The following is a 21726-nucleotide window of genomic DNA, read 5'->3' on the forward strand; positions in this document are numbered from 1 at the left end:
CACTGGACGTGGGGGCGGGCAAATGGGCATCTTCGACGGGCTCCTGGGCAGCCGCGCGACCGACTTCGACTCGGGCAACGCGGCCACGAACGCGATCGAGCTGACCAAACGGCACAGCCAGGTCTCCCTCACCAAACAGGGGGCCGCCACGGGCAACCTGCGCGTCAACCTGGCCTGGCGGATGCGGACGTCCGACATAGGCGGGCCGCAGCGGGAGAGCCTGCTGCGCCACCCCTTCAAGGCGCTGCGGCCGCCGGAGGTCGTCGGGCACAGCCAGAGCATGGTCAACGTCGACCTCGACCTCGGCTGCCTGTACGAGCTGGCCGACGGGACGAAGGGCGTCGTGCAGCCGCTCGGCGGACTGCTCGGGGACGTGAACGCGCCGCCGTACGTCAAGCTCAGCGGCGACGACCGGTTCGGGTCGGCGTCCGGCGAGACGATGTACGTCAATCTCGACCACCGCGACGAGATCAAACGGCTGCTCGTCTTCGTGTACATCTACGACCAGACGCCGGCCTTCGACCGCACGCACGCCATCGTCACGCTGTACCCCAGCAACGGGCCGCGGATCGAGATCGGCCTCGACGAGCGGCACCCCCAGGCCCGCTCCTGCGCGGTCGTGATGATCGAGAACGTCAAGGGCGAGCTGATGGTGCGACGCGAGGTGCGGTTCGTCTACGGCTTCCAGGCGGAGCTGGACCGGCTCTACGGGTGGGGGCTGCAGTGGGGGCGCGGCTACAAGACCAAGGCCGAACGGTAGGGGCGGCCATCCGGCGGCCCGCTCGCAGGCCTTCGGCCGCTCAGCGTCCGACGAACTGGGGTCCCTGCGGCGGCAGCCGGAACGAGCCGTCGGGGTAGCCGTAGCCGTAGGTCGGCAGGTTGGCCGGGTAACCGTAGGCCGGCGGCTGCGGGGAAGCGGCCGACGTGGGCCGCTCCGGCGGCAGCGGCTGCGATGCGCCGGGCGTCTGCGGAGCCGGCGCGGCGGCCTCGGGGACGCCGGCCTCCTCGGACTCGTCGACCGAGATGCCGAAGTCGGTGGCCAGCCCCTTGAGACCGTTGGAATAGCCCTCGCCCAGCGCGCGGAACTTCCAGCCCTCGCCGCGCCGGTACAGCTCGCCGCAGATCAGGGCCGTCTCCTGGCCCGTCTCGGGGCGGATGTCGAAGGTGGCCAGCAGCTCGCCGTCGGTCGTCGCGTCGTACAGCGCGATGGTGAGGGAACGTACGCGGTCGAACGTGACGCCGTCCGCCGAAGCGACCAGGAGAATACGGCCGACGCCGGACTCGACACCGGACAGATCGGTCTGGATCGTGTCGGTGAGGCCCTCGGCGACCCGCTTCTTGCCGAGCCGCCACACCTTCCCGGAGGGGTGCCGGGGCTGGTTGTAGAAGACGAAGTCCTCGTCGGAGCGCACGCGGCCGTCGAGACCGAGGAGCAGCGCGGAGGCATCGACGTCCGGGACCCCCTGCCCGGGGGTCCAGCGCAGCACGGCGCGCACCGTGGTGGCTTTCAGCGGGACGTTCGACCCCTTCAGCATCGCGTGCGTCATGCGGTCATCCTGCCTTCTCGGGCCTGCTCACGACAACGCGGGGTACTCGGCGAGCTACATGGGCGAGTTACCTGAAATTCATGCCCTGGGGGAACCTGGGACATGAATCCCTACGTACTATTACCGGCCACCTCTTGCCGAATCCATTCCATACCTTGCACCGCGGGGGAGATTTATGCGTCATTTCGGGCACCTCGCCCCTGAGGTGCGACAGCGCCTCTTCCACCGGGAGCCGTGCGTCTTCGACCCCGACTCGCCGGCCAGGCTGCTCTCCGCTGCCCTGGGCGCGACGCTCTACAGCCCGGCCACCCGGCCCCGGCTGGCGGACGACGTCGTCAAGCAGACCGGGCGCGGCGTGGTGTCGATGGTGCTGTGCCTGGAGGACTCCATCGGCGACGAGGACGTCGCCGCCGGCGAGGAGAACCTCGTCCGGCAGTTCGCCGACCTCGCCGACCGGCCGGGCGGCGAGCTGCCTCTGCTCTTCATCCGGGTGCGCACGCCCGAGCAGATCCCCGATCTGGTCCGGCGTCTCGGCGGCGCCGCGCGGCTGCTCAGCGGGTTCGTGTTCCCGAAGTTCACCGAGGAGCGGGGCATCCCGTTCCTGGAGGCGCTGGCCGGCGCGGAGGCGGCGAGCGGGCGCCGCCTGTTCGGCATGCCCGTGCTGGAGACGCCCGAGCTGATGTACCGCGAGTCACGGGTGGACGCGCTGGAGGGCATCGCCCGCGCCGTCGACAAGTACCGCAGCCGGGTCCTCGCGTTGCGCCTCGGCGTGACCGACTTCTGTTCCGCGTACGGACTGCGCAGGGCGCCCGACATGACCGCCTACGACGTCCAGATCGTCGCCTCGGTGATCGCCGACGTGGTGAACATGCTGGGGCGGGCCGACGGCAGCGGGTTCACGGTGACCGGGCCGGTGTGGGAGTACTTCCGGGTCCCCGAGCGCATGTTCAAGCCGATGCTGCGGCACAGTCCCTTCCTGGAGGGGCAGGCCGTGGAGCTGCGCGAGAGACTGATCGAGCACGCGATGGACGGTCTGCTGCGAGAGATCAGCCTCGACCAGGCCAACGGCCTGCTCGGCAAGACCTGCATCCACCCCTCGCACGTGCCGGCCGTGCACGCGCTGTCCGTGGTCAGTCACGAGGAGTACAGCGACGCGGCGGACATCCTGCGGCCGGAACGCGGCGGTGGGGGTGTACTGCGGTCGCAGTACACGAACAAGATGAACGAGGTGAAGCCGCATCGCGCCTGGGCGGAGCGCACCATGCTGCGCGCGGAGGTCTTCGGCGTCGCGCACGAGGACGTCAGCTTCGTCGACCTGCTCGCAGCCGGCATTCCCGGCTGAACACCTTTCACGATCTAGGGACGCATGAGAAACGCAGTGAACAACGGGGTCTGGTCCGGCGCCTGGGTCGCCGAGCGGCTCGGGGTGGAACTGGCGGGCGACGACGTGCTGCCCGAGATGCTGGGGCTGGCCCTGCGCCGCAACCCCAAGCGGGCGCATCTGCTGGTCTCGCACGTCCTGGGCAAGCACGTCCCGCAGTCCCCGGCGGTCGTCCACGGCCACGGCCTCGCCCTCGGCCGCCGGGTGCGGGAGCTGCTCGGCCCCGAGGAGGCGGCGAGGGCGGTCGTCCTCGGCTACGCGGAGACGGCCACCGGCCTCGGCCACTGCGTCGCCGACGGCATCGGCGTCGCCCCGTACCTGCACTCCACCCGGCGTCCGGTGCCGGGCGTCGCGGCGGCGGGCGGCTTCGAGGAGTCCCACTCCCACGCCACCTCCCACCTGCTGCTGCCGGAGGATCCGACGCTGCTGGTGGGCGACGGCCCGCTGGTGCTGGTGGACGACGAGTTCTCCACCGGCAACACGGTGCTGAACACGATCCGGGATCTGCACGCGCGCTATCCGCGCGACCGGTACGTCGTCGTCGCGCTCGTCGACATGCGCTCGGCGGCCGACGCGGGCCGCCTCGACGACTTCGCCCGCGAGATCGGCGCCCGGGTCGACCTGGTCGCCACCGCGTCCGGCACGGTCCTCCTGCCGGAGGGCGTCCTGGAGAAGGGCCAGGCCCTGGTCGCCCGGCACGAGGCCGAGGCCGGGACCGCCCCGAGCGGTGAGCGGTCGCCCGCGGATCTGCGGGGGCCGGCCGCGCAGGTCCAGGCGTCCTTCGGGGACGTCGCGGCCGACGCCCGCTCCGACACCTCAGGGGCGCGGGGAACCGCGCGACAAGCCCCATCGGACCCGCACCCGGCGGACGACCGCACGGGGCGCACGCGTGCCCGGGGCGGCTTGACCCGCGTGGACCTGCACTGGCCGCGCGGCCTCCCCGACGGCGGCCGGCACGGGTTCACCCCGGCCCACCGGGACCGGCTGGAGGCCGCCCTCCCCGCGATGACGGCCCGCCTGGCGGAGGCGATACCGGACGACGCCCGGAGCGTCCTCGTCCTCGGCTTCGAGGAGCTGATGTACACGCCGCTGCGGCTGGCGCGGGAACTGGCGGAGGCGGTGCCCGCCGAGGTGCGCTACTCGACCACCACCCGCTCGCCGGTCCTCGCGGTCGACGACCCCGGCTACGCGATACGCAGCCGAATCGTTTTCCCCGCCCACGACGACCCCGCCGACGGCCCCGGCGAGCGCTATGCCTATAACGTCGCAGGCGGCGGCTTCGACGCCGTCGTCGCCGTAGTGGACTCCGTGGCGGACACCCCGCCGCTGCACGCCCCCGACGGCCTCCTGTCCCGCCTCGCCGCGCACACCCCGCACGTCGTCCTCGCGGTCGTCCCCTCGTACGTGCCCGAGCCGCTGTACGCAGCCGCCCTGCCCGAAAAGAGACCCTTCATGCTGCCCGAGCCCCTTCGCGGCCCCGCCTTCTCCTCGTACGCGCCCGAGGAGGTCGGCTGGCTGCTCCAGGACCTCTCGGACGTGACGCTGGAGGCGCCGACCGAGGAGCGCGAGGAGGCCATCCAGAGCGGCGGCGCGCACTACGCCGAGTCGCTGCCCGTGGAGTACCAGCCCAGCGAGCAGTACCAGGAGTTGTTCCACGCGGCGCTGGAGACCTCGGCCGGGCGGATCGCGCAGGCCGTGGGCGTCGTCACGGAGACCGTCATCGCCGAGCGGTCCCCGCGGCCCGTCCTCGTCTCGCTCGCCCGCGCCGGCACCCCGGTCGGCGTGCTGATGCGCCGCTGGGCGCAGTTCCGGCACGGCCTCGACCTGCCGCACTACGCGGTGTCGATCGTGCGCGGCCGGGGCATCGACGCCAACGCGCTGCGCTGGCTCGCGGCCCATCACGACCCGCGGGACGTCGTGTTCGTCGACGGCTGGACCGGCAAGGGCGCGATCACCCGGGAACTGGCCGCGGCCATCGAGGAGTTCGAGGCGGGCGGCGGTGCGGCCGGCTTCGACCCGGAGATCGCCGTGCTGGCCGACCCCGGCTCCTGCGTGCGGACGTACGGCACCCGCGAGGACTTCCTCATCCCCTCCGCCTGCCTCAACTCGACCGTCTCCGGGCTGATCTCCCGGACCGTCCTGCGCGCCGACCTGGTCGGGCCGGACGACTTCCACGGCGCGAAGTTCTACCGCGAACTCGCCGGCGTGGACGTCTCGGCCGACTTCCTGGACGCCGTGGCCGCCCGCTTCCCCGAGGTCGCGGAAGCCGTCGGCGGCGCGGTCAAGGAACTGCTGGCAGGTGACCGCACGCCGACCTGGGAGGGCTGGGCGGCGGTCGAGCGGATCAGCGAGGAGTACGGCATCCACGACGTCAACCTGGTCAAGCCGGGCGTCGGCGAGACCACCCGGGTGCTGCTGCGCCGGGTCCCGTGGAAGATCCTCGCGCGGGCCGGCGCGGGCGCCGACCTCGACCACGTACGGCTGCTCGCAGGACAGCGAGGGGTGCCCGTCGAGGAGGTCGGCGACCTGCCGTACAGCTGTGTGGGGCTGATCCACCCGCAGTTCACCCGCGGCGCGACCGGCGCCGACGGCAAGGCGGTGACGGTCTGATGCCGGTTCTGGTGGCGAGCGACCTCGACCGCACGCTCATCTACTCGGCGGCGGCGCTGGCGCTGACCATGCCCGACCCCCGGGCGCCGCGGCTGCTGTGCGTGGAGGTCCACGAGGCGAGGCCGCTGTCGTTCATGACCGAGACGGCGGCGCAGCTGCTCACCGACCTCGGGGACGCGGCGGTGTTCATGCCGACGACCACCCGGACGCGCAAGCAGTACCAGCGCATCAACCTCCCCGGGCCGCCGCCGAAGTACGCGATCTGCGCCAACGGCGGCCATCTCCTCGTCGACGGGGCGACCGACCACGACTGGCACGCACGCGTGCTCGCGCGGCTGGCCGACGAGTGCGCGCCGCTCGCACAGGTGCAGGAGCACCTGACGAAGACGGCGGACCCGCTCTGGCTGCGCAAGCAGCGGGTCGCCGAGGACCTGTTCGCCTATCTCGTCGTGGAGCGCGAGCTGCTGCCCGAGGAGTGGGTGAAGGAGCTGGCGGCCTGGGCGGAGAACCGCGGCTGGACCGTGTCGCTCCAGGGCCGCAAGATCTATGCCGTTCCGAAGCCGCTCACCAAGAGCGCGGCCGTGCGGGAGGTGGCCCTCCGCACCGGCGCCGAGCTGACGCTGGCGGCGGGTGACTCGCTGCTCGACGCCGACCTGCTGCTGGCCGCGGACCGCGGCTGGCGCCCGGGCCACGGCGAGCTGGCCGACGCGGCCTGGGCGGCCCCCCAGATCACCGCCCTCCCGGAGCGTGGCGTGCTGGCCGGAGAGCGCATTCTGCGGGAGTTTCTGAGGGTCTGTCGCGGAAAGTAGCGCACGGAAAGGGTTTCCGCGGGTAACAGCTTCAGGAACAGCAGCCCCCGCCGCAGCAACCGCCTCCGCCCCCGCCGCCCGCTTGTGGCGCGGGGGCGGATCTCGTGCCGCCGACGGCCACCGCGGACAGGAGTTTGACCGTATCGTCGTGCCCGGCGGGACAGGCCGCGGGGTCGGCGGACTGTGCCATCGGACGGCTCATTTCGAAGGTGTCGCCGCAGGTCCGGCAGCGGTACTCGTAGCGAGGCATGCGGTCAGGGTAAGCCCCTATGCTCGGAGACGGTGTCAGCAGTTCTCCCTCTGTTCGCTTCTGTCACTTTCTTATGTGGAGAACTTGCGAAGAGCGCTGGTAATTTGAGAGCGCCGCGCGGAACCCCTACGTCGGAGGGTTCACTGTTTGCGGCCGCGTCAACGGCAACCATGTCAGGCCCTCGGAAGTCTGTACGTCTGCCTGCGAGCAATACGGAGTGCGGGAGGGAGACGGGTCGTGACCCAGGCGGGGCAGGGGGAGGAGCCCCAGGAGCCGGATGCCACCATGCAGTTGAAGGTGCCGGCCGCTTTCCAGGCGGACGAGACCATGCAGCTGCGCGTGTCGGACATACCGGTTGTCCCGGATATATCCCAGGGGGGCGCCGACGGCGAAACGCGTTCGTCGAAGAATCGGCGCAAAGCCCCCCGGCCTCCCGTGCATGTCCGTATTTCTGCCGCTCTGGGACCTCGACTCGCCCCGCTCCTCGCCGCGCTGGCGCCATATGTGTCTCGTGTCACTCCCTACGTCCGCAAACTGCGTCCGCAGTACCCGCGACCCGGCCGTGACGACTGGCGGCGCTGGATACCCTCCTGGCGGCAGTGGCTCGGCGGGGTCCTCGCCTCCATAGGCCTGAGCAGCATGTTCCTCGTCGTCGCCTACGCCGCCACCGACATCCCGGACAATCTCAACACGTATGCCACACAGCAGGACAACGTGTACTTCTGGGCCGACGGGACGCCGATGGCCCGCACCGGCTGGGTGCAGCGGCAGGCGATGCCGCTGAAGGACATCCCCGAGGACGTCCGCTGGGCCGTGCTCTCCGCGGAGAACGCGAGCTTCTACAGCGACCCCGGCATCTCCTTCAAGGGCATCGGCAGGGCCCTGTTCCGCACCATCGGCCAGGGCGACACCCAGGGCGGCTCCACGATCACCCAGCAGTACGTGAAGAACGTCTACCTGAACCAGAACCAGACGCTCAGCCGCAAGTTCACCGAGGCGATGATCTCCCTCAAGCTGGACAACCAGATGAGCAAGGACGACATCCTCGAGGGCTACCTCAACACCAGCTGGTTCGGCCGTGGCACCTACGGCATCCAGCGCGCCGCCCAGGCCTACTACGGCAAGGACGTCGGCGAGCTCAACGCCAGCGAGGGCGCGTTCCTCGCCTCGCTCCTCAGGGGCGCCGGCCTGTACGACCCGACCCTCAACCCCGCCAACCGCGCCCGGGCCGTCGAACGCTGGACGTGGACCCTGGACCGGATGGTCGAGACCCACAAGCTGTCGAAGGCCGAGCGCGCCACCTACACGAAGTTCCCCGAGCCGCTCAAGGCCAACCCGCTCTACGACACCGGTGAGCAGAGCGACTACCTGGTGGAACTCGCCGCCCAGTACGCCAAGAAGGCCGGGAACATCTCCGACAAGGACTTCGACCTCGGCGGTTACCAGATCTACACGACCTTCGACAAGAAGCGCGAGGCCCAGCTCACCGCAGCCGTCGCCAAGGCCCGCGACAAGGCCCTCAAGGACGATCCGAAGAACGCGAAGGCCGCCCACTACGGCGCCTCCTCGGTGGCCACCGACGGGCGGATCCTCGCCGTGTACGGCGGCCCCGACCACCGTACGCAGGGCTACAACGAGTCCAACGCCACCACCGTCCCGGCCGGCAGCGCCTTCCTGCCGTTCGTCTACGCGGCCGGGCTGGAACACGGCGTCCACAAGTCCCGCGACGGGGACACCACGCCCGTCACCGGGGACTCGCTGTACGACGGAAACGACAAGGTGCCGGTGAAGACACCCGAGGGCCCCTACTGGGACCGCAGCGGCAAGCAGGTGGCCGCGAAGAACGACGGGGGCAGGTCCTACGGGCAGATCTCCCTGCACCGGGCGCTGGAGCTGTCGGTGAACACGCCGTTCATGCAGCTCGGCATGGACACCGGCCTGGACCTGGTGCGCGCCACCGCAGAGAAGTCCGGGCTGCTGCCCTCCAGCTTCGGGGCGCAGGTGCCGGCCCTGAGCATGGGCAGCGCCACGCCCAGCGCCATCCGCATGGCCAGCGGCTACGCCACCTTCGCCGCGGACGGCAAGCACACCGAGCCGTACTCGGTGCGTCTGATCACCAAGAACGGCACCAAGGTCGTCCTGGAGACCCCGACCGCCGACCGTGCGATGAGCGCGCGGGTGGCCAGGGAGGTCAGCTCCGCGCTCGCCGACTCCTTCCGCACGGCCCACCCCCGGGACACGCCCGACACCCCCTCCAGGGTGGCCGGGAAGGCGGGCACCTCCGAGGGCGACACGGCCGCCTGGTTCGTCGGCACGGCCAAGTCCGTGTCCACGGCGGTCGTCGTCTACCGCATCGACCTCACCAAGAGCCTCGAACCGCTTCCCCTGAAGGGCATCGCAGGCACGGCCCAGAAGAGCGTCCCGTACGGCATCTGGTCAGGTGCCATGAGCCCCCTCGGCTGACCACCGCGCAGGAGCCCGCGTCCCCAGAATCCGGAGAATGAGCCGCACATGAAGTCACCGTCGGGCCGCCGCCGCAAGGCCCCGGCAACAACGCGCCACCCCGCTGCCACGCATCCGGGGTTCCTGACGCTGGCGGCGCTGCTCGTCGTCGCGTCCCTGATGGCCGGATATCTGGTGCTCAACCGCACGACGAACACCGAGCCGACCGCGTCGTCGGGGGACAGCAAGAAGGCGTCGGCGGGGGCGACCGAGCCGGCGTGGGACGGCAAGACGCACGTGCTGGGGGACGGATCCACCTCGTACACCGGTCCGCAGAAGAGCGAGCTGAAGCCGGTCCCGCTCAAGCCCGGTGAGAAGCCGCCCCAGTTCGTGGTCTTCTCCTGGGACGGCGCGCTCATGGGCGACGACGGTCTCTTCGAGCACTACCGGAAGATGGCCGAGCAGTACAACGCGCACATGACCTTCTTCCTCACCGGCATCTACCTGCTGCCCAAGAGCAAGAAGGACCTGTACTCCCCGCCGCAGCACCCCAAGGGCTCCTCGGCGATCAGCTTCCCCACCGACGAGCACATCCGCACCACGCTGGAGCAGCTCGGCGAGGCGTGGAAGGAGGGGAACGAGATCGGCACCCACTTCAACGGCCATTTCTGCGGCGCCAAGGGCGGCAAGGACTGGAGCGTCGAGGAGTGGAAGAGCGAGATCGACCAGTTCTACAAGTTCGTGGAGAACTGGAAGACCAACACCGGCTACAAGGACATGGCGCCGCTGCCCTTCGACTTCAAGAAGGCGGTCGTCGGCGGCCGGGCGCCCTGCCTGGAGGGTCAGGCGAACCTGCTGAAGGCCGCCAAGGGCTACGGCTGGCGCTACGACGCGTCCTCCGCCGGCGACTTCCAGATCTGGCCGACGAAGAAGGACGGCATCTGGGACTTTCCGCTGCAGATGCTCCCGTACGAGGGCGGCAAGTACCAGGGCCTGTCCATGGACTTCAACTTCCTGTACAACCAGTCCAAGGGAGAGGTCCAGGGCAACCCGGCCGAGTATCCGCAGTGGGAACAGGAGACCGCCGACGCCTACATGGCGGGCTTCAACCGCGTGTACTACGGCAGCAGGGCCCCGCTCTTCATCGGCAACCACTTCGAGGAATGGAACGGCGGCATCTACATGAAGGCCGTCGACCAGACCATCGAGAACGTGTGCACCAAGAAGGACGTCAAGTGCGTCTCCTTCAAGGAGCTCGCCGACTGGATGGACGTCCAGACGCCCGCCACTCTGGAGCGGCTGCGCACGCTCGATCCCGCGCAGAGCCCGGACTGGTCCACGGTCGTCAAGTGACCGCCGGGGGACGGCGGGTGAAGTAACCAAACCTCAACCGCAACCCCCTTCACAACAGCCACACACCCCGTGCAAAGATGCCCTCCTCGGCATCCCATCGCCGGGGCAAGAGGGGAAACATCAGTGAAGTCAAGGAAATTGAAGGCGACACGCCGCCGCGTCGCGATACTCGGGGCCGCCGCCACCTCGGTCGTCGCCGGAGTGGCGCTGCTGCCCAACTGGTCCGCGGGCGCCGCGGTCGTCGACGACCCCACGGTCGACGCCAAGACGAAGGCCACTTTCCAGAAGCTGGCCGACGCGGTCTTCACCGATCGCACCGACGCGCTGGTCACCGGCGCGCAGGGCAACCGGTCGAAGCCGCTGACCGACGGTTTCTCGGGCGATGTCAAGCTGTCCTCCGGCACGGCCCGCACGGAGGACGCCGCGCTGTCCACGCTCGGTGAGCGCAAGGACAAGCTGGCCAAGGCCGGCGAGAAGTACAGCAAGGCCGCCACCACCGTCACCCTGAACGCCACGCGCGTGACGGGCCGCACGGCCAAGGCCGCGGTCACCGAGACCACGACCCTGACCTACGCCCAGACGCGCGGCAACGCCCCGAAGACCACCGGGTTCCAGGCCAGGCACGAGCTGACGTTCAAGGCCGACCGGCAGGGCAACTGGCAGCTCACCACCATCCGGGACACCGACCAGGGTGGCCTCGCGGTGAACACGCTCTCCAAGCCGACGCCGACGGTGAAGGTGACGACGGCGGACGACACCATGCCGAACGCCAAGCGCGCGGCGACCACCTGGAACCCGCCCGCCGTCCCGAAGACGGGCACCGCCTACGACTACAAGGCGATGGCGGCCTACGCCGAGAAGTACGTGTACTCGTACAACAAGGACTACCCGGACTTCAACAACCACACCGCGGGCGGCGACTGCACCAACTTCGTCAGCCAGTCCCTCAAGGCCGGCGGCTGGAAGCACGTCCCGGGCTACGTGTACGACTACACCCGGTGGTTCGGCAACGCCGACATCCAGTCCGACTCGTTCGTCGGCGTCAACGAGTGGTCCTGGTTCGCGCAGAACTCCAAGCGGACCACCCCGCTCGCCAACGTCTACCAGCTGGAGGTCGGCGACGTCCTCCAGATGGACTTCGACCGCGACGGGTCCAAGGACCACACGATGATCGTCACGGCCAAGAGCAACGGCATGCCGTACCTGACGTACCACTCGAACAACACGCTGCGTAAGTCGTTGTCGAGCATCATCATGCAGAACCCGAACTCGTACTACTACGCCTACCGCACCTGATCGGGGCCCTTCGCCCCTGATCCGGCCGGCCCGTCGCCCTCGGGGTGACGGGCCCGCCAGTACGGGTTGTCGTGCGGCAGGGCGGACCCCACCCTGCCGTACATCCCGAACACCATCAGCAGGATGCCGATCACGAAGCTGAGCATGCAGTTCTGGATCTCGAAGGCCAGGAAGTTGTAGTCCGTCTCCAGCAGGGCCATGTTCAGGAACCCGCTGAGGATGAACAGCACGCCGAAGACCATGTTCAGCGTGGACGCGACGTTCCCGCCGATCACCATGCCGACGACGAGCAGCAGCCCGACCGCCACCGACAGCCAGCTCAGCGCCCCGTTGGTGTTCAGGCTCCACACCTCGTCCCCGCCGGTGTCGAAGAAGCCGATCCTGTCGATGATCCCGAAGACGCCGAAGACGATCAGACCCAGGCCCATCAGCCCGGCGCCGATTCGGTAGACCAGGTTCAGCCGGTGATCGACGGGCAGATGGTCGTCGATCCTGATCCGCCGTTTCGAGCCGGAACGCAGTGCGTGCGTCGCCATCTCCGCCTCCCGATGGGTGAGACATGCGGACAGAGGGACGTCACGTGCCTGAAATGTCCGCACGTGTCCTCGTCATCCAATATCCGCCCGTCGGGCGGCGGGGGCAATGTCAGTGCCCGGTGCCGCGCTCCTCGCGGATCCGGGCCACCGTGCCGGCGACCGCCCGCCGGACGGCCTCCGTCTCGGTGAGGAAGTGCCAGTAGTCGGGGTGCCGGCCCTCCAGGCCGGCGATCGCCCGCTCCAGCCGGGCCACCGACTCGTCCAGCGGACGCGCGTGCCGGGGGTCGGGCGTGTTGCGCCCCGCCATGGCCAGCCGCTGGGCGTCCCGGATCGCGAACCGGGTCCGGTCGATCTCCGCCTGCGGATCCTTCTGCACCGCGTTCAGCCTGGTCAGCCGATCCCCGGCGGCCGACACCGCCTCGTCCGTGGTGTTCAGCAGCGCCCGCACCGTGGACAGCAGCGCGGTGGCGTCCGGCCAGCGCTGCGCGTCGCGTGCGGCCTGCGCCTCGATCAGCTTCGCCTCGGCCTGCCGGACGTTCTCCGTGGCCCGGCCGGGAACGTGCTGAAGATCCTGCCAGCAGGCTGCCGTGAACCGTCGGCGCAGCTCGCTGAGCACCGGATCCAGCTGTCCCGAGCGGGTCGTCAGCGCCTGTGCGCGGGTGCGCAGCGAGACCAGCCGGTGGTCGATCTCGGCGGCCCGCTCCGGCAGCCGGGCGGCCTCCGCGCGGACCGCCTCCGCCTCCCGCGCGACGCGTTCGGCGCGCTCCAGGGTCTGCGGCACCCCGTGGCGGCCCGCGCCCTGGTTCAGCATCGTCAGCTCCGGCGCGAGCGCCGCCAGCCGGGCCGCCAGATCGTCCGCCCGCAGGCCGCCCTCCCGGGCCGCGTCCAGTGCGCCGGAGGCGGCCAGCAGCCCCTGCCGGGCCCGCTCCACCGCGGGCGCGAGCCGGGCCAGCTGGGTCTCGGCCTTGCCGAGCAGCGGACCCAGCCCGGCGGCGAACCGGTCGAGCTCCTGCTTGACGCGGTCCAGTTCCTCCTTGGCGCGGGTCAGCCGCTCGCGCGCCTGCGCGGCCGCCGACGCCTCCAGGTCGTCCCGGTCGAGATCGTGGGCGTCCACCGCTTCGATGTACTGGTGACTGGCTTCGTCGATGCGCCTGCCGACGGCCTCGAAGTCCGAGACCGCGCGTCGCGCGGCCGGCGAGTCGTCCACCGCCTTGATGGTCTCCATCGAGATCCGCAGATCCCGCTGGGCGCTGTCCAACTCATAGAACGCGGCGGCCGCCGCGTCCTTGGCGGCCTGGGCCTCGGCGCGCTGCTCCTCCGACCGCCCGCCGAACCAGCGCCGGGTGCCGCCGCCGGCGAACGCGGCGGGCAGCGCCAGCGCGGCTGCCAGCGGGAGGGCGACGAGCAGCAGGGCGTCCTTCAGCGCGGTGAGCGCGGGTCGGTCCGCGCGCGGCGGCGACGGCGGGTACGGCCGTACTGGTGTCGCCGTCACATCCCTCTCCCGTGCTGTGGTCCACCCTGCCCCGTGTCATTCTCCCACCGGTTAAGGACGAACACACGGGCCGGTCAGTTCACCGTCCGGCCGGTTACTTTGCTCCGCACCCCGCAGGGGCGTCACACAGGCGTTGCAGGGCCGGGGCCGGCGTGTCACCGTCCGTTCACCAGGGATACCCGGGAACGTGGGGTTCCGGGAGCAGGCTCCACGTGTGAGACGAATCATGGGAATCGTCCTCGCGGTACTGCTGATGGCGGGTGTGGTGGTCGCCGTCGTCGCGGGTCGCAGCGATGAGGACAAGGGCACGGCAACGAAGACCGTGCGGATGGTGATCGGGTCGGAGAAGTCGGAGTTCTTCGCGGACCCGGACGTGGTGAAGGCCCTCGCCGCCGAGGGCTACACCGTCAAGGCCGAGACCTCCGGGTCCTGGGCCATGGAAGGGCTGGACCTCAAGGGCTACGACCTGGCGTTCCCCAGCAGCCAGGCGCCCGCCGTCGAGCTCGCGGCCAAGTACAAGGTGCAGGGGACCCTGCCCCGCCCCTTCTACTCGCCCCTCGTCGTCGTGGCGCACAAGAGCGCCGCCGGGGTCCTCGCGGCGAGCGGTCTGGCCACCCTGGACGCCGCGCACCGCGGCATCCTGAAGATGGCCGCCTATCTGGACGCGGCCCGCGCCGACCGGACCTGGCAGCAGCTCAAGGGCGCCGGGAAGTACGGGGAGCTGACCGGCACCCTCTACCTCTCCAGCACCGACCCGGAGACCTCCAACTCCGGCGCGCTCTATCTCGCCGCCGCGTCCTACGTCGCCAACGGCGGCAAGGTCGTCGCGAGCCCCGCCGAGGTCGACGGGACCGCGCCGCTGCTGCACGAGCTGGTCAGCGTCCAGGGCGCCCAGCAGTCCAGCACGGACGCGGCCTTCCGGGACTTCGTCAGCGGCGCCGGCAACCCGCTCGTCCTGGTCTACGAGTCGCAGGTCGCCGCCCTCCTCGCGGCCGGGCAGCAGCCCGACGACCTGGTGGTCCTCTACCCGGACACCACCGTCAACAGCGACCACACCGCCGTGCCGCTCACCGAGAACGGCTCCGGACTCGCCCGGCTCCTCTCCACGGAACCGGAGTTGCGCAAGCTGGAAATCCGGCACGGGTTCCGCCCGCAGGGCGTCGCCGCCGAGTTCGCCTCGGCCGGCACCTATCTCAAGCAGCAACTGACCGGCGTCCGCCAGGCGCCCGTGCCCACCTCCGCGGTGCTGCACGAGCTGGCGCGACGGGCGCGCGGATAAGGGGGACAGCAGCAGATGAGCAGCACCGACAACGACTTCACCCTCACCCCGCCCGAGGCCGTCGCCGCCGTTCCGCGCGAACGGGCCGGCGGACTCGTTCCCGTGGACGACGGCGTCCGCACCGACATGGCGACCAAGGCGGCCGCCTACGTCGACCAACTCGCCGCCCTCGACGCCCGCTCGCCCGAGTTCGTCGGCAAGGTCGGCGAGATCACCGCGCTCGGCGCGGGCGAGATGCGCACCGCCGCCGCACAGTCCAACCGCATGCTGGAGCGGACCGTGCGCAGCCTGCCCGACAAGGGCGGCGACGCCCAGTCGAAGGTCGCCGGCTCGCTGGTCGAACTCCGGCGCGTGGTCGAGGACCTGGACCCGCGGGACCTGCAGGCGGGCAAGGGCCGCAAGTTCCTCTCCAAGCTCCCCGGCGGCAACAAGCTCCGCGACCATGTCGCCAAGTACGCCTCCGCGCAGGGCACGTTGAACAGGATCGTGGGCTCGCTGCGCGGCGGCCAGGACGAACTGCGGCGCGACAACGCCGCGTTGCAGACCGAACGGGTCCGGCTCTGGGAGACCATGAGCAAGCTCCAGGAGTACATCGTCCTGGCCGACGCCCTGGACGTCGCCGTCGCGCAGCAGATCTCCGACGCCGAGCTCACCGACCCCGAGCGGGCCGACAGCCTGCGCGCCGACGTCCTCTTCCCGGTCCGGCAGAAGCACCAGGACCTGCTCACCCAGCTCGCGGTGTGCGCACAGGGCTACCTCGCCATGGACGTCGTCCGCCGCAACAACGACGAGCTGATCAAGGGCGTCGACCGGGCCGCCACGACCACCGTGTCGGCGCTGCGCATCTCGGTCATGCTGGCCTCCGCGCTCGACACCCAGAAGAAGGTGATCGAGCAGGTCAACGCCCTGCGCGGCACCACCGAGGACCTCATCCGGGGCAACGCGGAGATGCTGGCGACGCAGAGCGGGGAGATCCAGCGCATCGCCGCCGACCCGGCCGTCGGCGCGGAGACCCTGCGCTCCGCCTTCCAGCAGATCTACCGCACCCTCGACGCCATCGACACCTACAAGGTGCAGGCGACCGAGGCCATGGCGGTGACCGTCGAGAACCTGACGGCCGAACTCCAGCAGGCCGGCGCCTACCTGGACCGCAGCCGCTCCCGCAGCGCGCTGGAAGGCGGCCTCTCATGAGACGACCCCCCGGACCCCTTCGACCCCCGCAGCTCCTTGGTCCCCTCCGGCCCCTCCTCGCGCTGAGTGCCCTCGCCCTCCTGCTCACCGCCTGCTCGGCGGCGGCCGACGGGGACGGGGAGGACCCCGACGCGCCCCGGCCCGGCACCCTCCGCGTCCTCGCCTCCAGCGAGCTGAGCGACATGGCCCCCGTGCTGGAGCAGGTCCGCAAGGACACCGGCGTCACGATCCGGCCCACCTACATGGGCACGCTCGACGCCGTGAACCTGCTGGCGAAGCCCGGCACCGACGGCAGGTACGACGCCGTGTGGCTGTCCTCCGGCGACTATCTGCGGCTGCGCCCCGACGCGGCGAACAAGATCGTCTCGGAGACGCCGATCATGTCCAGCCCGGTGGCCGTCGGCGTGCGGACGGCGACCGTGAGCTCCCTCGGCTGGAAGCCCCAGCACGTCACCTGGTCGCAGATCGAACAGGCGGTCAGGGACGGCGAACTCACCTACGGCATGACCGACCCGGCGCGCTCCAACTCCGGTTTCGCCACGCTCGTCTCGGTCGCCTCGGCGCTCTCCGGAGCCCAGTCCGCGCTCACCGACGCGGACGTCGCGAAGGCGGCCCCGAGGCTGAAGGAGTTCTTCAAGGGGCAGCAGCTGACCTCGGGTTCGTCCGGCTGGCTGGCGAGCGCGTACGCCCGGCGCGCCGACGTCGACGCGCTCCTCAACTACGAGTCCGTGCTCAAGGGCATCCCCGGACTGACCGTGATCCGCCCCACCGACGGCGTCGTCACCGCCGACTACCCGCTCTCCTCCCTCGCCGCGACCGGCGCGACGGCCCGAGACGACGTCAAGCGGGTGACCGACGCGCTGCGCACGGAGGCCGTCCAGCGGCTGATCACCGCCAAGACGCACCGCCGGCCGGTCGTGGCCTCGGTGCCGCCCGCGGCCGGACTCGACACCGCCCGCCGGCGCGAACTGCCCTTCCCCGGCACCCGGTCCGTCGCCGACGGGCTCCTCGACGCCTATGAGAACGACCTGCGCCGCCCCTCCCGGACGGTGTACGTCCTCGACACCTCCGGCTCGATGCAGGGCGACCGGCTGCGCCGCCTCAAGACCGCCCTCACCGATCTGACCGGCGACTTCCGGGACCGCGAGGAGGTGACGCTGATGCCGTTCGGATCGGACGTGAAGAGCGTGCGGACGCATGTCGTCAGCCCCGCCGACCCCGACGCCGGGCTCGCCGCGATCCGCAAGGACACCGAGGAGCTGTCGGCCGACGGGGACACGGCCGTCTACACGTCGCTGGAGAAGGCGTACGACCACCTCGGCGCCGACCGGGACGCGTTCACGTCGATCGTGCTGATGACGGACGGCGAGAACACGGCGGGCGCGAAGGCGGGCCACTTCGACGGCTTCTACAAGAGCCTCGGCGCCGAACGGCAGGCCATCCCCGTCTTCCCCATCCTCTTCGGCGACTCCGACCGGGGGGAGCTGGAGCACATCGCCGAACTCACCGGCGGCCGCCTCTTCGACGCCCGGAAGGGCTCGCTGGACGGCGCCTTCGAGGAGATCCGTGGCTACCAGTAGGTTCGTCGGATTCCTGGAGTCCCGCAAGAACATCGCCGGCAGCGCGGCGGGACTGGCCGGCCTGGTCCTGACCTTCACGGGCGTCGCGGGCCCGTACTGGCCGGTCGTGGTCGTCGGTCTCTACGGCGCGGGCTCGCTGATCGCCCCGCCGGAGCGGCCCCCGCTGCCCGACTTCCCGGACCCGTCGGCCCAGCTCGGCGAAGTGCGCGGCGACTTCGATCGCCTCGGCGCCTACCTCGCGGAGGTCGACCTGCCCCCGGCTGCCGCGGGCCGCCTCACCGAACTCACCGGCCTGCTGGCCGCCCTCCTCGAACCCGGCTGGGTCGCGGAGATCCTGGCCCAGGACCCGGAGGGCGTCCACGTCCTGTCGAGGGCGGTGCGCCAGGACGTTCCCGAGGCGGTCGACACCTTCGTGCGAACGAGGTGGTGGACACGGCTGGCGCCGGGCCAGGATCCCCCGGAGCGCCATCTGGAACGCCAGTTGGCCCTGCTCCAGGAGGAGGCGGAGCAACTGGCGGGCGCGCTGCGGGAGACAGAGGCCAGACGCCAGGAGTCCCACACGCGTTACCTGGAGGACCGCTCGCAGTAGCCGCTTCGGGGGCGCGGGGCCGCATCGACCATGGGCGAGGCTCCGTCGTCGGTCGCGGCCCGCGGACGATCCGGCGTCCTCCCGGATCCGGGGCGGGGACGGCCCCGATACGGGTTTGCGGGGCACGGGCCGGGGCCATGTAGGCTGTCGACTCGTCCTGGGTGCGTAGCTCAGGGGTAGAGCGCCTGCCTTACAAGCAGGATGTCGGCGGTTCGAAACCGTCCGCGCCCACCGAGGACGACGCCCCGCTCTCCGAGGCGTCGCCGCCGACGGCCCCCCGATCCCCGGGGGGCCGTCGGCGTATCCGGTCAGGGCTGTCGGTCCGTGGGGTCGGCGTGCGGGTCGTGGGGTGGGTCGGGGGTGTGCTTGAGGGCCATGCGGGCCTCGACGCGGTCCGCCGCGGCGACCTCCGCCCAGAAGCGGTGGCAGGTCACGAACACCGCGAGCTCGTGCTCCCGCCGCCGCAGCTTCTCCACCTCGGCCTGCTCGTCCGCCGTCCAGCCGGGGGAGGCGGGCCGCTCGGCCTTGCGCCAGCCTCCGGTGTCGCTGTAGCCGTCCAAGGGCTCGACCGACCAGGGAAGCCGCTTCAGCAGGGCCGACAGCTCGGCCCGGACCTGATGCAGCTCCTCCTGACCGGCGCGCAGGTCGCTGGGAAAGTCATAGGTCGTAGCCACACGCCAATGGTACGCCTGTTCGATTTTGAGTAGCGAGCTCCTTCGGGGTGTTCGTGTGAACGAATGTTCGAATTATCGGGAGGGTGTGAGGGGTCAGGTCGGCTGTCCGGCGTCGTCCCCGGTCGGGTCCCCGGTCCGGTCGGCGGCCTGCCGGAGCAGCGCTACGCCCAGCTGGTCCGTCTCCTCCGGTTCCGCGTTCAGACGGTGGACGACGACCCAGCGACCGTCGTCCACGGCCCCGGCGAACAGCGACGCGAGCTGTGTCGCCCCGTTGTGCCAGACCAGCGGACCGGTCCGGATCCAGGTGGGCGCGGGGTCGCCCAGCCGCCGCTCCACGAGGAGCCGCACGACCAGGTCGGCCACGGCGCGGGGAGTCGCCCACAGGCCGCCCGCGGGCAGGATCGCGCCGTCCATCGTCCAGGGCCTGCGGGACCCGCCGAACAGCCCCGGCGCCTGCAGACACCGCTCGGGGGCGGGCCGCGCGGTCACCTCCGTGATGTCCAGCGGGCGCAGCACGTACGCCGCCGCCAGCTCCTCGTAGGTCGTCCCGGCCGCGGCGGTCAGGGCGGCGCCGAGGATCGCGTAGCCGAGGTTGGAGTACTCCTCGCCGCTTCCCGGCGGCCCCACGGCCAGGGTGTCCAGCCGGGGGAGGAGCTCATGCAGCGCGGGAAGGTCGAACGCGGCGTACGGGTCCCGGTCCGGCAGGGGGCCGGGCGGCAGCCGGGGCAGGCCGGAGGTGTGCCGGGCGAGGTGGAGCAGCGTGATCCCGGTGGCGGGGGCCGTGGGCAGCCACCGCTCGACCGGATCGTCGAGCGAGAGCACGCCCGCCGCGGCCATCCGGGCCAGCGCCGTGCCGGTGACGACCTTGGTCAGCGAGGCGATCGGCACGTACCGGTCGACGGCGTGGCCGCCGCTGAGGGACGGCGGACCGGCGTGGGTGAGCACGCAGGTCGGAACGCGGCGGCGCACGAGCGACCTCGCCCGCGACACGGCGCCGAGGACGGGAAAGGGCATGCGTCCTGCCTCCGTGGATCGTGAACAGGGCGTCGGCGGGGCCGAGTTCGCCCGGGACGTCATCATCGTACGTTCGACGCCCGACGCCCGACGCCTGTGTCGCCCTCGGCCCCGCCCGCCCTTCCCGTCGTGGACCGTGCCGCGTCCGACGCCGTCCGGCACAGGCCGGGTCGACGCTGCTGGGGGAGGGCGGGTTCGCGTGCCCGAAAGGGAACCGGATCACGTCCGACGACCGGTGCGTCGGTCTGCGCGCCGCCGGCTGCTACCGAGGTGCGTCGTGCCCAGTGGCGTCCGGTCGGGCGGCCGCCGCTCCGTGCAGGTCCGTCAACTCCCGCACCAGGCGCGCCGTCACCGGCGCCGATACCCCGTGCCGCTCGGCAGCGCGCAGCAACGCCCCGCCGATCGCGTCGAGTTCGAGAGGCCGCCCCGCCTCGGCGTCGCGCTGCATGGAGGACTTGGCGGCCGGGGCGAAGACGTCGTATCGCGCGAGGACCGCGGCCGGGTCGGCCGGTGCGCCGCAGGCGGTGCTGACGGCGGCGGTCTCCTCGACCAGCGCGGCCAGCTCCTCGCGGTGCCGGGTGCGCGCCTCGCCCAGGGGCAGAGCGTGGCGGGTGGTGAGCAGGGCGAAGGGCGCGAGGAACGACATCTTCGCCCACAGGGCGGCGGTCTCGTCCGGCAGCACGCGGACCGTCGGGCCGGCCGCCGTCAGCGTCCGCGCGAGCGCGTCGAGGCGCGGGCGCGGCACGGTGTCGCCGGTCAGGTCGATCTTGGCGAACGAGCTCCCGTGCTCGATCACCCCAGGGGCGACGCGGGTGGACTCGACGCGGATGACGCCGGGGGCGACCCCGTCCGGACGGTGGTGCGCGCGCAGGGCTGCCGGGTGCTCGACGCCGTTCAGCAGCGGCACGAGCAGGGTGTCGTCGCCGAGCGCCGGGGCGGGGATGCGGGTCACAGCCGCGTCGAGCGCCGTGTGCTTGACGGCGATCAGGACCGCGTCGACCGGAGCGCGCAGCTCGGTGTCCGCGTCGACGGGGGCGGTGAAGTCGCCGAACACTGCGCTGCGGACGCGGATGCCCTGCGTGCGCAGGACCTTCGCGGTGTCCTCCCCGGCCAGACACGTCACCCGGACCCCCGCGCGGGACAGCAGGGCGGCGAGCAGTCCGCCCACCCCGCCGGGGCCGAGGACGGCGACGGTGCTTATCTCATGCGGCATGGTGCTGTCGTTCCTCTCGTCGGTCGGCCCCGCGGGAGCGGTGGCCGCCAAAGAGATGATCGTGGCACAGGAGGGGAGCGCGGGGGCAGACTGTGAGCATGTGCCGGAGTATCAAGACGTTGCGTCCGCCCGCGTTGCCCGAGGAGGCGACCGAGGACGAGGTGCGCGCCGCAGCCCTGCAGTACGTCCGCAAGGTGTCCGGTTTCCGGGCCCCGGCCGAGCACAACCGGGAGGTGTTCGAGCGGGCGGTGGAGGCCGTCGCCGCGGCCACTGCGGAGCTGCTGGACGGCCTCGAGGTGCGCGGCGCGTCCCGCGGCGCCACGGCGCGGGCCTAAGAGGGCGTTTATGCAGGTCAAGCCCTAAATATGGCTCTCGCCCCTGCCCTGCTTTGGGGTCTTCATCCCATAGGCGGCGAATGATGGTCTCCAGGGCGGATGCTCAGCCATCCGTCTCGTTCGCTTCCATGCCTG

General features: G+C 71.2%; 19 protein-coding genes and 1 tRNA gene. 13 read left to right on the forward strand and 7 right to left on the reverse strand.

Annotation, left to right across the window (positions count from 1 at the left end; all coding sequences use genetic code 11):
• Nucleotides 1-22: 22 nt before the first annotated feature.
• Nucleotides 23-760 carry a Tellurium resistance gene (locus tag ACH4ZA_RS31095; RefSeq protein ID WP_319279094.1) on the forward strand — a complete coding sequence of 246 codons (738 nt, stop codon included), beginning with the start codon at nt 23-25 and terminating at the stop codon, nt 758-760.
• A gap of 40 nt (nt 761-800) precedes the next feature.
• Here ACH4ZA_RS31095 and ACH4ZA_RS31100 read toward each other — a convergent pair whose 3' ends face one another.
• A complete protein-coding gene (locus ACH4ZA_RS31100; protein WP_398432626.1) occupies nt 801-1547 on the reverse strand; it encodes a TerD family protein in 747 nt (248 codons plus the stop codon).
• 175 nt (nt 1548-1722) lie between these two features.
• On the opposite strand from ACH4ZA_RS31100, the gene ACH4ZA_RS31105 reads away from it, so the two are divergent.
• From ACH4ZA_RS31105 to ACH4ZA_RS31115, 3 genes are read left to right on the forward strand one after another with little or no spacing between them, the layout of a single operon-like run.
• Complete coding sequence (locus ACH4ZA_RS31105; protein ID WP_319279090.1) at nt 1723-2889, forward strand: HpcH/HpaI aldolase/citrate lyase family protein; 1167 nt, start codon at nt 1723-1725, stop codon at nt 2887-2889.
• A 24-nt stretch (nt 2890-2913) separates the two neighbouring features.
• Nucleotides 2914-5538, forward strand: coding sequence for a phosphoribosyltransferase (locus ACH4ZA_RS31110; RefSeq protein ID WP_398432627.1), 2625 nt, complete (start codon nt 2914-2916; stop codon nt 5536-5538).
• Nucleotides 5538-6347 (forward strand): HAD family hydrolase, encoded by an 810-nt coding sequence (locus tag ACH4ZA_RS31115; RefSeq protein WP_319279086.1) that lies wholly within the window; start codon nt 5538-5540, stop codon nt 6345-6347. Before ACH4ZA_RS31110 ends, ACH4ZA_RS31115 begins: the two co-directional genes overlap by 1 nt.
• Before the next feature lie 31 nt (nt 6348-6378).
• On the opposite strand, the gene ACH4ZA_RS31120 is transcribed toward ACH4ZA_RS31115, so the two are convergent.
• On the reverse strand, nt 6379-6597 hold the full coding sequence (locus ACH4ZA_RS31120) for a zinc ribbon domain-containing protein (protein WP_319279084.1): 219 nt from the start codon (nt 6595-6597) through the stop codon (nt 6379-6381).
• A 285-nt stretch (nt 6598-6882) separates the two neighbouring features.
• Between ACH4ZA_RS31120 and ACH4ZA_RS31125 the strand changes: the two genes are divergently transcribed.
• The 3 genes from ACH4ZA_RS31125 to ACH4ZA_RS31135 all read left to right on the forward strand — a co-directional run bounded on the left by ACH4ZA_RS31125 (nt 6883) and on the right by ACH4ZA_RS31135 (nt 11688).
• The gene (locus tag ACH4ZA_RS31125; protein WP_398432635.1) at nt 6883-9060 is read left to right on the forward strand and encodes a transglycosylase domain-containing protein; all 2178 of its coding nucleotides are present in this window, start codon (nt 6883-6885) and stop codon (nt 9058-9060) included.
• A gap of 48 nt (nt 9061-9108) precedes the next feature.
• Nucleotides 9109-10392: a hypothetical protein gene (locus tag ACH4ZA_RS31130; protein ID WP_319279082.1), complete on the forward strand. Its 1284-nt coding sequence runs from the start codon at nt 9109-9111 to the stop codon at nt 10390-10392.
• A 138-nt stretch (nt 10393-10530) separates the two neighbouring features.
• Entirely contained in the window at nt 10531-11688 is a 1158-nt protein-coding gene (locus tag ACH4ZA_RS31135; protein ID WP_319279081.1) for an amidase domain-containing protein, read from the forward strand.
• Here ACH4ZA_RS31135 and ACH4ZA_RS31140 read toward each other — a convergent pair.
• Nucleotides 11676-12224 carry a DUF4383 domain-containing protein gene (locus ACH4ZA_RS31140; RefSeq protein ID WP_319279079.1) on the reverse strand — a complete coding sequence of 183 codons (549 nt, stop codon included), beginning with the start codon at nt 12222-12224 and terminating at the stop codon, nt 11676-11678. The two genes, ACH4ZA_RS31135 and ACH4ZA_RS31140, sit on opposite strands and share 13 nt — an antisense overlap.
• A gap of 109 nt (nt 12225-12333) precedes the next feature.
• Complete coding sequence (locus ACH4ZA_RS31145; RefSeq protein WP_319279077.1) at nt 12334-13716, reverse strand: hypothetical protein; 1383 nt, start codon at nt 13714-13716, stop codon at nt 12334-12336.
• A 214-nt stretch (nt 13717-13930) separates the two neighbouring features.
• Here ACH4ZA_RS31145 and ACH4ZA_RS31150 point away from each other — a divergent pair, with 214 nt between their 5' ends.
• From ACH4ZA_RS31150 to ACH4ZA_RS31170, 5 genes are all read left to right on the forward strand, one after another.
• Nucleotides 13931-14995, forward strand: a complete 1065-nt coding sequence (locus ACH4ZA_RS31150; protein WP_398432628.1) for a hypothetical protein — start codon at nt 13931-13933, stop codon at nt 14993-14995.
• Nucleotides 14996-15010: 15 nt separating this feature from the next.
• Entirely contained in the window at nt 15011-16186 is a 1176-nt protein-coding gene (locus tag ACH4ZA_RS31155; protein ID WP_398432629.1) for a toxic anion resistance protein, read from the forward strand.
• Nucleotides 16183-17766: a VWA domain-containing protein gene (locus ACH4ZA_RS31160; protein ID WP_319279072.1), complete on the forward strand. Its 1584-nt coding sequence runs from the start codon at nt 16183-16185 to the stop codon at nt 17764-17766. Before ACH4ZA_RS31155 ends, ACH4ZA_RS31160 begins: the two co-directional genes overlap by 4 nt.
• Nucleotides 17753-18355 carry a hypothetical protein gene (locus tag ACH4ZA_RS31165; protein WP_319279071.1) on the forward strand — a complete coding sequence of 201 codons (603 nt, stop codon included), beginning with the start codon at nt 17753-17755 and terminating at the stop codon, nt 18353-18355. The genes ACH4ZA_RS31160 and ACH4ZA_RS31165 overlap by 14 nt, the downstream gene beginning before the upstream one ends.
• A 159-nt stretch (nt 18356-18514) precedes the next feature.
• Nucleotides 18515-18586: transfer RNA gene (locus ACH4ZA_RS31170), tRNA-Val, on the forward strand.
• Between the two features lie 77 nt (nt 18587-18663).
• On the opposite strand, the gene ACH4ZA_RS31175 is transcribed toward ACH4ZA_RS31170, so the two are convergent.
• From ACH4ZA_RS31175 to ACH4ZA_RS31185, 3 genes are all read right to left on the reverse strand, one after another.
• Nucleotides 18664-19029, reverse strand: a complete 366-nt coding sequence (locus tag ACH4ZA_RS31175; protein ID WP_398432630.1) for a hypothetical protein — start codon at nt 19027-19029, stop codon at nt 18664-18666.
• Between the two features lie 93 nt (nt 19030-19122).
• Complete coding sequence (locus ACH4ZA_RS31180) at nt 19123-20043, reverse strand: serine hydrolase domain-containing protein (protein ID WP_398432631.1); 921 nt, start codon at nt 20041-20043, stop codon at nt 19123-19125.
• 262 nt (nt 20044-20305) lie between these two features.
• Nucleotides 20306-21256 (reverse strand): ketopantoate reductase family protein, encoded by a 951-nt coding sequence (locus tag ACH4ZA_RS31185; protein ID WP_398432632.1) that lies wholly within the window; start codon nt 21254-21256, stop codon nt 20306-20308.
• A 98-nt stretch (nt 21257-21354) separates the two neighbouring features.
• On the opposite strand from ACH4ZA_RS31185, the gene ACH4ZA_RS31190 reads away from it, so the two are divergent.
• A complete protein-coding gene (locus ACH4ZA_RS31190; RefSeq protein ID WP_319279065.1) occupies nt 21355-21591 on the forward strand; it encodes a DUF2277 domain-containing protein in 237 nt (78 codons plus the stop codon).
• The last annotated feature ends 135 nt before the right edge of the window (nt 21592-21726 follow it).

Source organism: Streptomyces sp. NPDC020597, assembly GCF_044335095.1.
In the GTDB taxonomy this organism is placed as follows: domain Bacteria; phylum Actinomycetota; class Actinomycetes; order Streptomycetales; family Streptomycetaceae; genus Streptomyces.

Excerpts from the sequence above, each read along its gene's own strand:
- ACH4ZA_RS31105 (WP_319279090.1), top strand. The coding sequence starts at position 1,723 with ATGCGTCATTTCGGGCACCTCGCCCCTGAGGTGCGACAGCGCCTCTTC.
- ACH4ZA_RS31115 (WP_319279086.1), top strand. The coding sequence starts at position 5,538 with ATGCCGGTTCTGGTGGCGAGCGACCTCGACCGCACGCTCATCTACTCG.
- ACH4ZA_RS31100 (WP_398432626.1), bottom strand. The coding sequence starts at position 1,547 with ATGACGCACGCGATGCTGAAGGGGTCGAACGTCCCGCTGAAAGCCACC.
- ACH4ZA_RS31185 (WP_398432632.1), bottom strand. The coding sequence starts at position 21,256 with ATGCCGCATGAGATAAGCACCGTCGCCGTCCTCGGCCCCGGCGGGGTG.
- ACH4ZA_RS31125 (WP_398432635.1), top strand. The coding sequence starts at position 6,883 with ATGCAGTTGAAGGTGCCGGCCGCTTTCCAGGCGGACGAGACCATGCAG.
- ACH4ZA_RS31130 (WP_319279082.1), top strand. The coding sequence starts at position 9,109 with ATGAAGTCACCGTCGGGCCGCCGCCGCAAGGCCCCGGCAACAACGCGC.
- ACH4ZA_RS31180 (WP_398432631.1), bottom strand. The coding sequence starts at position 20,043 with ATGCCCTTTCCCGTCCTCGGCGCCGTGTCGCGGGCGAGGTCGCTCGTG.
- ACH4ZA_RS31155 (WP_398432629.1), top strand. The coding sequence starts at position 15,011 with ATGAGCAGCACCGACAACGACTTCACCCTCACCCCGCCCGAGGCCGTC.
- ACH4ZA_RS31190 (WP_319279065.1), top strand. The coding sequence starts at position 21,355 with ATGTGCCGGAGTATCAAGACGTTGCGTCCGCCCGCGTTGCCCGAGGAG.
- ACH4ZA_RS31110 (WP_398432627.1), top strand. The coding sequence starts at position 2,914 with ATGAGAAACGCAGTGAACAACGGGGTCTGGTCCGGCGCCTGGGTCGCC.
- ACH4ZA_RS31140 (WP_319279079.1), bottom strand. The coding sequence starts at position 12,224 with ATGGCGACGCACGCACTGCGTTCCGGCTCGAAACGGCGGATCAGGATC.
- ACH4ZA_RS31120 (WP_319279084.1), bottom strand. The coding sequence starts at position 6,597 with ATGCCTCGCTACGAGTACCGCTGCCGGACCTGCGGCGACACCTTCGAA.
- ACH4ZA_RS31095 (WP_319279094.1), top strand. The coding sequence starts at position 23 with ATGGGCATCTTCGACGGGCTCCTGGGCAGCCGCGCGACCGACTTCGAC.
- ACH4ZA_RS31160 (WP_319279072.1), top strand. The coding sequence starts at position 16,183 with ATGAGACGACCCCCCGGACCCCTTCGACCCCCGCAGCTCCTTGGTCCC.